This window comes from Streptococcus sp. SCPM-O-B-15277 (M60), assembly GCF_058200335.1.
Window position 1 is genome coordinate 144,651 of sequence record NZ_JBYQGR010000003.1, and the last position, 14,249, is coordinate 158,899.

At 39.8% G+C, this 14,249-nt stretch carries 15 protein-coding genes; 1 reads left to right on the forward strand and 14 read right to left on the reverse strand.

Annotation, left to right across the window (positions count from 1 at the left end; all coding sequences use genetic code 11):
• Positions 1 to 7: 7 nt before the first annotated feature.
• The 3 genes from AC3E9F_RS05800 to AC3E9F_RS05810 form a co-directional block, all read right to left on the reverse strand.
• Positions 8 to 2,215, reverse strand: a complete 2,208-nt coding sequence (locus AC3E9F_RS05800; RefSeq protein WP_263393478.1) for a ComEC/Rec2 family competence protein — start codon at positions 2,213 to 2,215, stop codon at positions 8 to 10.
• Complete coding sequence (locus AC3E9F_RS05805; RefSeq protein WP_263393477.1) at positions 2,199 to 2,849, reverse strand: helix-hairpin-helix domain-containing protein; 651 nt, start codon at positions 2,847 to 2,849, stop codon at positions 2,199 to 2,201. The genes AC3E9F_RS05800 and AC3E9F_RS05805 overlap by 17 nt, the downstream gene beginning before the upstream one ends.
• A 65-nt stretch (positions 2,850 to 2,914) precedes the next feature.
• A complete protein-coding gene (locus tag AC3E9F_RS05810; RefSeq protein WP_263393476.1) occupies positions 2,915 to 3,484 on the reverse strand; it encodes a GNAT family N-acetyltransferase in 570 nt (189 codons plus the stop codon).
• Between the two features lie 168 nt (positions 3,485 to 3,652).
• On the opposite strand from AC3E9F_RS05810, the gene ald reads away from it, so the two are divergent.
• On the forward strand, positions 3,653 to 4,765 hold the full coding sequence (gene ald / locus AC3E9F_RS05815) for an alanine dehydrogenase (RefSeq protein WP_490672918.1): 1,113 nt from the start codon (positions 3,653 to 3,655) through the stop codon (positions 4,763 to 4,765).
• A gap of 48 nt (positions 4,766 to 4,813) precedes the next feature.
• On the opposite strand, the gene AC3E9F_RS05820 is transcribed toward ald, so the two are convergent.
• From AC3E9F_RS05820 to tuf, 11 genes are all read right to left on the reverse strand, one after another.
• The gene (locus tag AC3E9F_RS05820) at positions 4,814 to 5,800 is read right to left on the reverse strand and encodes a PhoH family protein (RefSeq protein ID WP_490672919.1); all 987 of its coding nucleotides are present in this window, start codon (positions 5,798 to 5,800) and stop codon (positions 4,814 to 4,816) included.
• A gap of 83 nt (positions 5,801 to 5,883) precedes the next feature.
• Entirely contained in the window at positions 5,884 to 6,099 is a 216-nt protein-coding gene (locus AC3E9F_RS05825) for a YozE family protein (RefSeq protein ID WP_263393473.1), read from the reverse strand.
• 8 nt (positions 6,100 to 6,107) lie between these two features.
• Positions 6,108 to 6,962 (reverse strand): RNA-binding virulence regulatory protein CvfB, encoded by an 855-nt coding sequence (gene cvfB / locus AC3E9F_RS05830; RefSeq protein WP_490672920.1) that lies wholly within the window; start codon positions 6,960 to 6,962, stop codon positions 6,108 to 6,110.
• Between the two features lie 60 nt (positions 6,963 to 7,022).
• A complete protein-coding gene (frr, locus tag AC3E9F_RS05835) occupies positions 7,023 to 7,580 on the reverse strand; it encodes a ribosome recycling factor (RefSeq protein WP_006152642.1) in 558 nt (185 codons plus the stop codon).
• An 8-nt stretch (positions 7,581 to 7,588) separates the two neighbouring features.
• A complete protein-coding gene (gene pyrH / locus AC3E9F_RS05840) occupies positions 7,589 to 8,326 on the reverse strand; it encodes a UMP kinase (protein WP_214261787.1) in 738 nt (245 codons plus the stop codon).
• A gap of 83 nt (positions 8,327 to 8,409) precedes the next feature.
• Positions 8,410 to 9,744 carry a methylenetetrahydrofolate--tRNA-(uracil(54)-C(5))-methyltransferase (FADH(2)-oxidizing) TrmFO gene (trmFO, locus tag AC3E9F_RS05845; protein ID WP_263393471.1) on the reverse strand — a complete coding sequence of 445 codons (1,335 nt, stop codon included), beginning with the start codon at positions 9,742 to 9,744 and terminating at the stop codon, positions 8,410 to 8,412.
• 133 nt (positions 9,745 to 9,877) lie between these two features.
• Positions 9,878 to 10,756 (reverse strand): 16S rRNA (cytidine(1402)-2'-O)-methyltransferase, encoded by an 879-nt coding sequence (gene rsmI / locus AC3E9F_RS05850; RefSeq protein ID WP_263393470.1) that lies wholly within the window; start codon positions 10,754 to 10,756, stop codon positions 9,878 to 9,880.
• A gap of 2 nt (positions 10,757 to 10,758) precedes the next feature.
• On the reverse strand, positions 10,759 to 11,076 hold the full coding sequence (gene yabA, locus AC3E9F_RS05855) for a DNA replication initiation control protein YabA (RefSeq protein ID WP_214261784.1): 318 nt from the start codon (positions 11,074 to 11,076) through the stop codon (positions 10,759 to 10,761).
• A 30-nt stretch (positions 11,077 to 11,106) separates the two neighbouring features.
• A complete protein-coding gene (locus AC3E9F_RS05860) occupies positions 11,107 to 11,991 on the reverse strand; it encodes a DNA polymerase III subunit delta' (RefSeq protein WP_263393469.1) in 885 nt (294 codons plus the stop codon).
• Positions 11,988 to 12,626 carry a dTMP kinase gene (gene tmk, locus AC3E9F_RS05865; protein ID WP_263393468.1) on the reverse strand — a complete coding sequence of 213 codons (639 nt, stop codon included), beginning with the start codon at positions 12,624 to 12,626 and terminating at the stop codon, positions 11,988 to 11,990. The genes AC3E9F_RS05860 and tmk overlap by 4 nt, the downstream gene beginning before the upstream one ends.
• A 270-nt stretch (positions 12,627 to 12,896) precedes the next feature.
• The gene (tuf, locus tag AC3E9F_RS05870; protein ID WP_001040718.1) at positions 12,897 to 14,093 is read right to left on the reverse strand and encodes an elongation factor Tu; all 1,197 of its coding nucleotides are present in this window, start codon (positions 14,091 to 14,093) and stop codon (positions 12,897 to 12,899) included.
• Positions 14,094 to 14,249: the final 156 nt, after the last annotated feature.

The following is a 14,249-nucleotide window of genomic DNA, read 5'->3' on the forward strand; positions in this document are numbered from 1 at the left end:
TTCAAATTCATCGAACTGTTTCCAGTTTCCAAGAACTCCAGCCTTTGAAACGAATGGCTCCTTTTTTATCCGTTTTGTAGATTGCATTCTCAACTTCTTTATCTTCTTGGCTAATTACTTTAAATTTTTTCTTCTTGTCTACCGACATGACAGTCATTTTAGGTTGTAAAGTTTTGAAGACCTCCACATCACTCTTTTTCTTCGATGATGGTTGATGAGTGATCAGAACATCTGCTTGGAGCTTGGGATCATAGATCGTTAAGGAATTCTCCTCTATATTTCCAGTAATTAGAAAGGTTTGATGTAGTAGTTTTCCATACATGGCTATTGAGTCTTTTTTATCCTTGTCTTGAGTTGCAATTACTTCCAAATGACTCCCAAAAACAAATAACTTCTCTCCTCTTTGTACAGCACGTACGTTGACTTTGCTTTGCTTGATCTCATCCATAAATTCTTGCTTAGATAGAGTTTCTTCAGTTACTAGAATTTCTCCTATCACGAAGGTTTTACTGATTTCTAACACATGGTCTAATTGCTTAGTTTCACTGTTCGTTAGCACAAGCTGATCAATCTTTGCGACTCCTCTACTTTTTAGATAAGGAATTAAACTACGCTTAGCATTACTCGTAGTGACTTTCTCCTGCCAGGCTTCTTTCTTTTCAACTTCAGACTTTTCCCCGACATCCAGTAGAATGGTCTTACCTGTCATGTCTCTTAGGAAAATGCTTTGTCCCTGCTCCATATCTAAGACCGTGATTTCATTTTCTAGTGGATGTTTGGTTCCTAAAAAGAGGGCTAGGACAAATAGGACAATGAACGTTATTTTTTTCAAATTTTTACGATAGTCATAAACTAAAGCCAAAGACATTAACAAAGATACTAGAACCCAAAGACTCGGTTGGCCAAAAACTAAGGGTCTAGTAGATAGCTGAGAAACATAGCGAATGATGTTTTCTAGCCATTCAAAGAGAAAGTTAAACTGGGTTATAGGATAGATACATGACAAACAGAAGAGAATCGATAAGAGTGGTAAAAAGACTATATCAAATAAGAATGAAAAAGCAAAGGTCAAGAGGATAGACCACGGTTGAAATTCAGAAAAGTAAAATGATAAAATTGGCAGAATTCCTAAGGAAATAATGAAACTTTCTCTAACCAGACCTTTTATCCCTGCTACTTCTTCACCAGTCATGGTCAAGATAAAGGCATAGGCGCAGGAGAGCACTCCTCCAGCACTTAGGAAGAAATTCGGCATCACAATGAACAAGACCAGGATAGTTAGAGCAAAATTATCGAGTGACTTGAAGCCATGTTGAGCCAAGAGTTTTTGTAACAGGCTTCTAATAACAGAAGCAGAGAACCCTGTCAAACCAGCATAAACTAAGGAAAATGGATAGGCTGTCCATTTGAACATTTCTTGAGTCAAGCCCAAACGCAATAGTAACTTCTTAAAAGCATCCATGAAGAACCCAACCTGCATGCCAGATAATGCAAAGAGATGGATAATCCCCAAACTTGAGTAGAGTTCATTCATTTCCTCAAAGTCTGTATCTAAATGTCCCAGTAAAAGACCTGTCATATAATTACGCATGGGGTCAGGAAAATTCCTTTTTATCCAAACAACTGCTTTTCTTCTCAGGCTTGATAGATTTTCCCCTATATCCCGACTAGATATTTTCCTTGATTCGACAATTTCAGATATGGTCAAGGTCTGATAAATTCCCTGAGTTTTGAGATAATTTCGATAATCAAATCCAGCAAAATTACTTGCCCCTTGAGGACTAGCTAATTTCCCTTTTACGACCATTTCGTGCAAGTCAGATAAGTCTTGAAATTTTTCCTTCTCAGCTTCTGACTGAAGTTTATAATAGACTTGATAGAGTCTACCGTCAGCCTTTCCACGAAAGGATAGACTATCACCATTTACCTTTATGGTGTCAGGTAATATTCGCACTGAATTAACCGAGGCGACAAGGTGTCGACTAGCTGCTTCTTGCTGCCATTTTTGAAATAAAAACCAGCTAGCAAACAGTCCACAAATCAAGAGGACCTTTGTCACAGTCTTCCATGGGAATTGGAAAAAGAGACAGAATAGTAAAAAAACAAAACCCAAAAGCGCTAACACACTTGCTGAAAAGATTGTATAGTAGAGCCATAATAGTAGAAAACTGAGATAGATTTTGGGGATGGGTATGCGACTAATCCACTGTGACATATTCTTTTAACTTTTCTACTGTCTTAGCACCAATGCCTGACACTTTCTTGAGGTCATCAACAGACTTGAACTTACCATTGGTTTCGCGGTGGTCGATGATGTCCTGAGCACGTTTGCCTCCCAACCCCTTGACTTGTTTCAGCTCCTCTAAACTGGCTTTATTGAGATTAACTTTCTTATTTTCTTTGGTGTTGGAAGCATTTGAATGTGCCTCTTGACTGGTAGCTTCTTCCTTAGTCGGAACATAAACAAGTGCTTCGTCACTAATTCTCTGGGCGAGATTGATAGACTTACTGTCTGCATTATCTGTTAATCCACCCGCTTTTTGGACAGCATCATTGATACGACTTCCAACTGGCAAATCATAGATTCCAGGTGATTTGACCGCACCTTTGACATCGACAGTAATCAGATCTTTCTCCACCACTTCTTCAGTTTCCGATTTCTGGCTCTTCTCCTCTTTTTCGCTAGCTGAATCCTTTGAAACAGTTGTAACTTCTGTTTGCAAATTGCTTTCCTTAGCCGGTGTTTGAGCGACTGGCTTCAGGAGGAAAAATCCGCCTAAGACCAAGCCCAAACCAGCACAGATAACGATAATTTTATACTCTTTGATTTTCTCAATAAGTTCTTCCATATTTTCTCCTCTCTTAGCTTATTCGTAAGAGAAAGAAAAAACAGCTGAAAAATCTTTTCAACTGCTTACTTATTTGCAAAATAATCTTCCTTAGTCAAGATATAATGAACTCTCGTCACGATACGACCTTTTTCATGCTGGTCTATACAAGCATAAGGTTCTTCGTGAGAGAAGCGCATGCCTGATTTCTCCATGACCTTTCCTGATGCAGGATTGTCCTTATCGTGAAGGGCGGTCAACTTATTCATTCCTACCTTTTCAAAAGCCAGTTCAATTACGGCTCGATTGGCTTCTGTCGTCAAACCTTGATTCCAATATTTTTTATGGATAATATAGCCAATGGCTGCCTTCTTAAGAAGAGTATCTATCTTGTGCAGGTCAATGGTACCGATAAACTCTCCACTACCTTTTAGTTCAATACCCCATCGGCCCAAGGGATTGGCTAGATAAAACTGAGCAATATTGTTCTTGGTTTCCTCTAAACTTTGATTGGTTGGAAAAGTGTAGCGCGTATTTTCTTTATCTGAAGCGTACTCAAACATGGCTTCTGCATCATTCAATGTCACTGGTCTGAGAACTAAGCGTTCAGTTTCGATAATTGGATGCTTAGCTAGTTTGATAAATAAGGATTCCATGATTTCACCTCCTAAAAAAGGTTGCTAAAAGAATAACATAAAAGAAATAGTTTTACAAGTTTTTCTTGCAATTTAAAACGGTTTCATATACAATAAAATCATCACAAAAATACTAAAGAATTATGTGATACAACAAATGAAACAGCTTATTAGAAAGTGAGTTATCCTATGTTAATTGGAATTCCAAAAGAAATTAAAAATAATGAAAATCGTGTTGCCTTGACACCTGCTGGTGTACAGAGTCTTGTTGGGCGTGGTCACCGTGTCCTCGTCGAAACAAATGCTGGGCTTGGTTCAGGATTTACTGATGCTGACTATGAAAAGCAAGGAGCAGAAATTGTCGCAACTGCTGCTGAAGCCTGGGCTGCAGAGTTAGTTGTTAAAGTCAAGGAACCCCTTGCTAGTGAGTACCAGTTCTTGCGTGACGACTTACTTCTCTTCACCTACTTGCACATGGCAGCAGCTCCAGAATTAGCGGATGCTATGCTTGCAGCTAAAACAACTGGGGTAGCTTATGAAACGGTACGCGATACTGAAGGTCAACTTCCTTTGTTGGTTCCAATGAGTGAGGTTGCAGGTCGTATGGCTGTCCAAATCGGAGCTCACTTCTTGACTAAACAAGCTGGTGGTTCAGGAGTTCTTTTGGGTGGTGTCCCAGGTGTGCCAAAAGGAAAAGTAACCATCATCGGTGGTGGTGTCGTTGGTACACACGCAGCTCGTATCGCTCTTGGTTTAGGAGCCCAAGTAACTATTCTTGATATTAGCGCTAAGCGCCTTTCAGTCCTTGAAGATGTCTTTGGTCACCAAATCCAAACCCTCATGTCTAACCCATTTAATATCGAAGCAAGTGTACGTGAAGCAGACGTTGTTATCGGTGCAGTCTTAATTCCTGGTGCCAAAGCTCCAAAATTAGTGACAGATGACATGGTTCAACAAATGCGTCCTGGTTCTGTTATCGTAGATGTTGCTGTGGACCAAGGGGGTGTTATTGCAACGGCTGACCGTGTGACAACCCACGATGAGCCTGTCTATGAAAAACACGGTGTCCTTCACTATGCGGTTGCTAACATTCCTGGAGCAGTAGCTCGTACTTCTACTATTGCCCTTACAAATGTGACCCTTCCATATATCGAAGCCTTGGCAGGAAAAGGATTTAAGAAAGCAATCCTTGAAGATACTGGTTTACGTGAAGGTGTAACAACTTATCAAGGTCAACTCACAAGTCAACCAGTTGCTGAAGGTTTAGAACGTGACTTCACACCTATCAGTGAGCTTATTTAATAAGAAATTCAGATAAAAAAAGAGCAGTTTTTCAACTGTTCTTTTTCTTTATTCTGTTTCCTCTTGATTCTCTTCAGCTTTGACAGGTCGAGGTTCATAGGCTCTAATAATCTGAGCAACGACTGGATGGCGAACCACATCCTTGGCTGAAAAATGAACGAAGTCAATCTGGTGAATGTTCTTAAGTTTTTCCTGAGCATCAATCAGACCTGATTTAACATTACGCGGTAGGTCAATCTGGCTAATATCCCCATTGACAATCATTTTTGAATTAAATCCAAGACGAGTCAAAAACATCTTCATCTGCATGATGGTTGTATTTTGCGCTTCATCCAAAATGACAAAGGCATCATCCAGAGTACGTCCACGCATGTAGGCCAAAGGGGCAATCTCAATAATTTCTCGCTCCATGAGACGAGTTGTTTGGTCCTTCCCTAAAATCTGATATAAAGCATCGTAGACTGGGCGAAGATAAGGATCTACCTTTTCCTTCAAATCACCAGGCAGAAATCCTAGGCTTTCTCCCGCTTCAACTGCTGGACGAGTTAAAATGATACGCTTAACTTGTCCACGCTTGAGAGCTGTAACAGCCAAGGTCACGGCTAGGAATGTCTTACCCGTACCAGCAGGCCCAATTCCAAAGGTAACATCGTGGTTCTTAACACTGTCAACATAAAGCTTTTGTCCCAGTGTCTTCACACGAATCGGTTTCCCAGTATTATCTTTGATGATTTCTTCTTCATAGAGGGCGACAAACTTATCAATTTCATGATTTCTCACCATATTAATGGCTGTCACCACATCTGGAGTTCCGACAGTCATCCCACGATTAACCAAGACCATCAAGGCTTGAATAACCTGTCTGGCTTCCTCACAAGCTGACTCCTCTCCCAAAACTTGTACAATCTCTGTACGAGCATGGATGATAACATCTAACTCATCCTCCATTAAACGAAGATGGCGTTCATTGGAACCAAAAAGATGAAACAGGTCATCTGGATGACTTAACTGAATGTCTATTGAATGTTCCTTCAAACAAAGAACCTCTCTAACTCTTTAATTTCTTTTTATTATAGCAAAGGCATTTAGAAATTGCTATCCCTAATACTTCTGCCATTTTAATGTTCTAAATATTCCTGCCAGATACGGTCGAAGTCTCCCATATTAAAAGAAAAACTGGCGTGTTCTTCTAAAAATCGACTAACTTGATCAAAATCGTCGGTATGTTTCGGGAAAGCTGACTCCTCAAAGGCAAGATCCGCTAAAATTGCTTTAGGACTTTTACTTTTAGGATTACGCTCTGTCATAAGCCAAGTATAAAATGATTTTCGCATAAGCCTCCCTAAATTAACTCAGTACCAAATTGGTCTTGTTTAATCTTTCCAGCTTTCATTAAACCACCAAGCGCTTTTTTAAATTGACCTTTAGAAATACCAAAGGTAGCCTTGATGTCATCTGGTGAAGATTTGTCATTTAAGGTCATAAATCCACCATTGCTTTCCAAGTAAGTCAAAATCATCTGCGCATCGTTCTCTAACATCTCAAATGAGCGAGGTTTTAGTGAAAGATTAAGTGTACGATCCACCTCACGGAAACCAATAACACGCGTATCTAACACTTGTCCTAAACGTGGTTCTGCATAACGCTCGCTAGGATGGATAAAGCCCAGCATGTTATTTTCAGGCAGATAGACAAAGGTCCCTGACAGCTTGAGACGATAAACAATTGCAGGCCAGTTCTGGTTCTGCATGTTATTGTAGGCAGGACGTGCTAGTCGTTGGAAGTCCTCCTGATAAGCCAAAATTCCCCAAATACGGTCTTTTTTATCTACCTCTAGACGAATATAGAGTCTATCGCCCTTCTTTGGCCAGAGCTCTTTGAGTTCAGGCAGGATATCAAGTGACACAACGATTTCCTTGTCAGGAAGCCCTGTATCAACAAAAACACCCAAATCCTTACGAACCTCTGTTACCGTTCCCCAACCAAATTGATCCTGAGTTGCAGTCACTTCTTGAGTTGTCAATCGAAGTTTTTGCTTCATGTCTGTGTAGGCAAAACCTTTAACAGTATCACCAACTGTATGCTGACCTTCTTCCTTAGCAAGAGCGTATGTTTGACCATCCTTTTGAACAAAGTAAAAACGGTCATTTTCATCGATGATAAGTCCAACGATAAAACTTGCAAGATTTGTATTCATGTTTCCTTCTTTCGAATAAAACTCAGCCAGCAATGCCAACTGAGTTTTTCTGTTTATTTCTTAGACTTCCAAGATTTCTTTTTCTTTATTGGCAGTCATGTCGTCGATGTGTTTAACAGCATCGTCTGTCGCTTTTTGAATATCTTTTTCAAGAGTCTTCAATTCATCTTCAGTGATTTCTTTAGCTTTTTCTTGTTTCTTAGCTTCATCCATAGCGTCACGACGGATATTACGAATCGCTACTTTAGCATTTTCACCAACTTTTTTCACTTCTTTAGCGAGGTCGCGACGAGTTTCTTCTGTAAGAGCTGGGATTACCAAGCGAATAACAGAACCATCGTTAGCTGGTGTAATACCAAGATCTGAAGCGTTCAAAGCACGCTCGATATCCTTCAATGAAGATTTATCAAATGGTGTTACCAACAAGACACGCGCTTCAGGAATTGTGATAGAAGCGATTTGGTTAAGAGGTGTTTCGACACCATAGTATTCAACAGTAATACGGTCAAGCAAGCTAGCATTAGCACGACCTGCACGGATACCACCAAACTCACGCGCAAGTGAGTGGTGAGATTGAGTCATTCTCTCTTTAGCTTTTTCTACAATTGCGTTAGCCATAATTTTTTTTATTCCTTTTCTTCGATATTGTTTGAAACAGTTGTTCCGATATTTTCACCAAATACAACACGTTTGATATTGCCAGGTTGGTTCATATTAAAGACGACCAAGTCAATATCGTTATCCATAGATAGAGTTGAAGCTGTTGAATCCATGATACGGAGACCTTTATTAATAACATCACGGTGAGTCAATTCTTCAAATTTAACAGCCGTTTTATCTTTCTTAGGATCCGCATTGTAGACACCGTCTACACCATTCTTAGCCATCAAAATAGCGTCCGCTTCAATCTCAGCTGCACGAAGAGCCGCTGTTGTATCTGTAGAGAAGTAAGGTGAACCAATTCCCGCGCCAAAGATAACGATACGATCTTTTTCAAGGTGACGAAGGGCACGTCCACGAATATAAGGTTCTGCCACTTGTTGCATAGCAATAGCTGTTTGTACACGAGTATCAACTCCAGCTTGTTGCAATGAGTCTGCCATCACAAGAGCATTCATGACTGTCCCTAGCATTCCAGTATAATCCGCTTGAACACGATCCATACCAGCTTCTGCTGCAGGTTCTCCACGCCAAAGGTTCCCACCACCGATAACCAAGGCGATTTCAATTCCTAGCTCGTGAACTTCCTTGATTTCTTGGGCCATACTTTGGACGGTTTTAATATCAATACCGACACCACGTTCGCCAGCAAGGGCTTCACCAGATAGCTTGATTAAGATACGTTTATACTTAGGTTCTACCATTTTCTCTCTCCTTTTTTCATCCTACCTATTTTATCACAATTTCAAGGATTTTTATAGTATCATGAGCAATTCTTTCAAAAAAATTAGACAGATAAAAATTTCTCTAAATCAGACAAGGCACGTTCTGCAATTTTCTCATAACGAGCCTTTTTATCACGAATACGTTCTCCTTCTAACTCCTTGATAATGCCAAAATTAACATTCATGGGTTGGAAGTGTTTGCTATCAGCATGGGTGATATAATGAGCTAAACTACCGATAGCTGTTGTTTCTGGGAAAATAGATGGGCTCTCTCCTTTAAAGAGACGAGCAGCGTTGATTCCAGCAACTAATCCGGAAGCAGCCGACTCAACGTAGCCCTCTACACCAGTCATCTGACCAGCAAAGAAAAGATTTGGCTGTTTCTTAGAACGGTAGGTCTGTTCAAGAAGATTTGGCGAATCCATATAGGAATTACGATGCATGACGCCATAGCGAACAAACTCAGCATTTTCAAGACCTGGAATCATTTGGAAGACACGCTTCTGCTCTCCCCATTTAAGGTGAGTTTGGAAACCAACGATGTTATAAAGACTTCCAGCCGCATTGTCCTGACGAAGCTGAACAACTGCATACGGTGTTTTAAAGTCGCCATCACGAGGACCTTTATAGTCTTCTGGATATTCCAGACCAACTGGTTTCATTGGACCATAGAGCATGGTTTTGATTCCACGCTTTGCCATGACTTCGATTGGCATACATCCTTCAAAGTACTTTTCTTTTTCAAAAGAATTAAGCGGGGCTTCTTCAGCATTAACTAAAGCTTCATGGAAATCCATAAACTCTTGTTTGGTCATTGGAGCATTGAGATAAGCTGCTTCCCCCTTATCATAACGAGATTTAAGGTAGACCTTGTTCATATCAATGGTATTGACATCTACGATTGGAGCAGCAGCATCATAAAAATAAAAACCGTCTCCGCCATTGAGGGCATGAATCTTTTCGGCCAAGGCATCACTCGTCAAAGGACCAGTCGCAACAACTGTAATAGCATCTGTCGGCAATTCTGTAATTTCATCACGAACCACTTCAATTAAAGGGTGATTGGCAATTTTTTCAGTAACCATTTGAGAAAATCCGTCACGATCAACCGCAAGTGCTCCACCAGCAGGAACCCGTGTTGCTTCTGCTGATTCTAAAATCACAGAACCAAGACGACGCATTTCTTCCTTGAGGAGCCCGACAGCATTTGTAAGAGCATCCCCTCGTAATGAGTTGGAACACACTAATTCTGCAAAATTATCTGTTTTATGCTGAGGTGTTGATTTGACACCACGCATTTCATAGAGTTTAACCGGAATACCACGCTCTGCAATTTGGTAGGCTGCTTCCGAACCTGCTAAACCAGCACCGATAACATTGATATAAGATTGAGACATGACACTAATACCTCTTTGGGTGGAACCTAAGTTTATATCAAAACAAGCCACTAGACTGTTCGACACCCACAAATCTTTCTATTTTTTCTTTTACTAGTATAACAAAAAAAGGGAAGAAGGCAAACTTCCCTGTTTAGTCATCCGATTGATTCTCTTCCCATTCATGATAAGCTGCGTAGAGCTGGCTTTTGTTCCACTGATAAATTTTTGCGACTTCCTTAATGGCTTGATTTTTCTTAACACCTTCTTGGATGCGCTCTTGGATTTCAGAGAATAAATCTTCTTCATCCTTATCTTCAACTTCTAGACTAGCACCTTCTACAATCAGAAGACACTCGCCCTTGAGCGGTGTTTCAGAGATACTTTCCAATAACTCTGAGATTTTCCCCCGTTGATATTCTTCAAAAATCTTAGTCAATTCTCGAACTAAGACAACTGAACGATCACCGTAGATCTCTAACATATTTTCTAGGGTATCAGCCACACGATGTGGAGATTCATAGAAAATCTGAGTCTCAGGATAATCTTTTTTTGATTGAAAAAAATGCTTTTGTTGTCCCGATTTTCGAGGTAAGAATCCAAAAAAAATGTGGGGTTGTGGAGCTAAACCACTGGCAATCAAGGCAGAAATTCCTGCGCTAGCACCTGGAACTGTGACAACTGCTATATCTTCTTCAATGGCCGCCTTAACCAAATCATGCCCCGGGTCAGAAATGCTAGGTAGACCCGCATCCGAGACCTGAGCGATATTTTGTCCTTGTTTCAACGAATCAATCAAATCAGGAATCTTTTCCTTGGCATTATGTTCATGAAAACTAATTTGTTTGGTTGAAATATCGAAATGCTTAAGCAATAGACCAGTATTACGAGTGTCCTCGGCAGCAATCCAGTCCACTTCTTTCAAAGTCTGAATGGCACGAAAGGTCATATCCTCTAGATTTCCAATTGGAGTTGCGACAAGATATAACTTACCATAAGGTGACTGACCTTTAAAACTTTTTTGAATCTGCATGCTTACTCCCTAAACAACAATTCATCACAAAACATACATTCTGCATCTTGTTCACGACGTTGACCGTAAAAATCGCGACACACATGAAATCCGTCGTCATAAATTCGGCTCACATTTTCTCTGACATGTTTGGTCTTTGTTGGAGTTGTTTCTTCTTCCTCACTCAAGCGCTCTCTTAGTTTATCATTCTCTAAACGAAGAGCTGTATTCTCTTCTACAACACTCTTGAGATTCTTTTTGATGGCTTCGACATCTGCCAAGGTTGCCAATAATTGTTGAGAAAAATCATCTAAAGCATCAAATAATTCTTTCTTGTTCATGGACAGCCCTTTCTTTAATTTATTTTCATTTTATTGTAAAACTAAGAATTCTAAAGCATTTTGAAAGGAAACATTTGCCTTCCACATTCTTCTAGCTTCGAGGAGATTTTGCAAAATTGTACGAGCTGCATTTTTTTGAATCTCTTGACCTGCTAAAACTTCCAAAATTCTGAATACTTGGTCTTGTTTTTCTTTGTCATCTGCTAAACTAGCTAATTTTGCAACCTGTAAGTAGGATTCCTTTTTCCCAGACTCCAACCAGCTATAGAAACGCTCACTTTCTTCAACCAAATTCCAAAAACTTGTTTGATTTGTCAGTTTTTCAGCTTCCGATGGCGATTGGCTAAATTCAGCCAAAAGTCTTGCTTTGTTTTTGACCAATCCTGCTTGTTCTAGTTGATCCATAAGGCTTTCAACTTGTTTCTTAAATTGGAAAATTTGTGTCCGGCTTCGAATAGTTGGCAAGATCTGCTCTTGATCATTGGTTAAGAAAAAAATATAGGTTTCACTTTGCGGTTCTTCAATGACCTTTAGTAGTGAATTAGCAGCATTCACATGCATTTTTTCTGCTTGTTCAATGATAAAAACCTGACGTTGATTTTCGATTCCTGATTGAGAAAACTGACCAACTAATTCTCGGATTCGTTCCGTTTTAATGATTTGATTCATCGGACGAATAATGGTGACATCGGGAAATTCTTCCTGTTCAATCAGCTTACAATTTCGACAAGACTCACATGGTAAGACACCCTGCTTTTCTGTACAAAATAAACTCTTAGATAGGAATAAAGCCATCTCTAGACTTCCAAAATAACCCGAAAATAGATAGGCATGATTCAGCTGTTTTTGTTCCAAGATACGTAGAAAATACTCAAATTGTTGAGGTTGACAAGCTCTTAATTGCTCTTGATTCATTCTGTCAGCCCCATTCTGTCAAACAAAACTTGTTTCGTATTTTCAACCACTTGATTTAGTGGTAAGCTCGCATCGATTTTAACAATACGCTCACCTTCTTTCTCAAGAAGGGAAAGATAGCCTTGACGAACTTTTCTATGTAGGTCTAAACCTTCCAAATCTAAACGATTGACTTCACGATTGCTGTTTGCTGCGATTCGTTCCAGCCCCTTTTCTACTTCAATATCAAAATAAAGTGTCAAATCTGGCTTAAGACCATCTGTCGCAAATTGATTGAGCCAATCAATCGCTTCAATATCCAAACCACGACCAAAGCCTTGATAAGCAACTGAACTATCGATAAAACGATCCATGATGACCAATTTTCCAGCTGCAAGTGCTGGCAAGACCTTCTCTACTAGGTGCTGTCTACGACTTGCAATATAGAGAAGCAACTCTGTCTTTGGATCCATCTGAGTATGACTAGGATCTAAAATAACTTCTCGAATCTTCTCACCAATCAAAACACCACCTGGCTCACGTGTTGTTAAAAAATCAATATTCTTTTCTTCTAACAAAGGAAGGATAGCTTCAAGCACACTCGTTTTTCCAGCTCCCTCTGGTCCCTCTAAAGAGACTAAAAATCCTTTTGACATGACGAACTCATTTCTTTTTTTCTTCCTTCTATTCTATCAAAAAAACAGGCATTTGTGAAAAGCTTTTTAACCTAATAAAAATTTATTCTGAAAAACTAGGATATACATTCGTTAATAAATAAGATATTTATTTAATTAAGTTTCTATATTCGTAATCAACTATCATAATGTCTTATTTTGTCTTTGTATAACTAGAAAAAAAGAACCTTGCAAAGCAAGATTCTTTTAGTGTCTGACTTAAATAATTGTTCTTCTGGGAACTAAATCGAATTAAGCTTCGATTTCTGTAACCATACCTGAACCAACAGTACGTCCACCCTCACGGATAGAGAATGTAGTACCTTGTTCTACGGCGATTGGGTGGATCAACTCAACGTCGATTGTCACGTTATCACCTGGCATTACCATTTCAGTACCTGCTGGAAGTTCGATTGAACCTGTAACGTCAGTAGTACGGAAGTAGAATTGTGGGCGGTAGTTGTTGAAGAATGGAGTGTGACGTCCACCTTCTTCTTTAGTAAGGATGTAAACTTCACCTTTGAATTTAGTGTGTGGGTTGATTGAACCTGGTTTAGCGATAACTTGTCCACGTTCGATTTCGTCACGTTGAACACCACGAAGAAGGACACCTACGTTATCTCCTGCAAGACCTTCGTCAAGTTGTTTACGGAACATTTCAACACCAGTAACAACAGCTTTTTTAGTTTCTTCTTTGATACCAACGATTTCGATTTCGTCGTTGACACGAACAGTACCACGGTCGATACGTCCTGAAGCAACTGTACCACGTCCAGTGATTGAGAATACGTCTTCGACTGGAAGAAGCAATGGTTTGTCAGTGTCACGTTCTGGTTCTGGAATGTACTCATCAACAGTGTTCATCAATTCCATGATGATGTCTTCATATTTAGAGTCACCTTCAAGAGCTTTAAGAGCTGAACCTTGGATAACTGGAAGATCGTCACCTGGGAAGTCGTATTCTGAAAGAAGGTCACGGATTTCCATTTCAACCAATTCAAGCAATTCTTCGTCGTCAACCAAGTCGATCTTGTTCATGAAGACGATCAAGTGTTTAACACCAACCTGACGTGAAAGAAGGATGTGCTCACGAGTTTGTGGCATTGGTCCGTCAGTTGAAGCTACTACAAGGATAGCTCCGTCCATTTGAGCAGCACCAGTGATCATGTTTTTAACGTAGTCCGCGTGTCCTGGAGCGTCGATGTGAGCGTAGTGACGTTTTTCAGTTTCATACTCAACGTGCGCAGTGTTGATTGTGATACCGCGTTCGCGTTCTTCTGGAGCAGCATCGATAGACGCATAGTCTTTAGGTTGGTTAACTGCTGAAGGCAAGCGACGTGCCAAAACAGTTGTGATAGCTGCAGTTAGGGTAGTTTTACCGTGGTCAACGTGTCCGATAGTACCAATGTTAACGTGTGGTTTACTACGATCGTATTTTTCTTTTGCCATTTGAGTAAAAGCCTCCAATAAAATATATTTTATAGATAGACAGTAGGCAATACAGTCTAACTTTCCTTACTATTTTATCAAATTTTAGCTAAATTGCAAGTGTTTTACAAAGTTTTTGTTAATTATTCTGATTCTTTCTCTAAGTATTGAATCTAT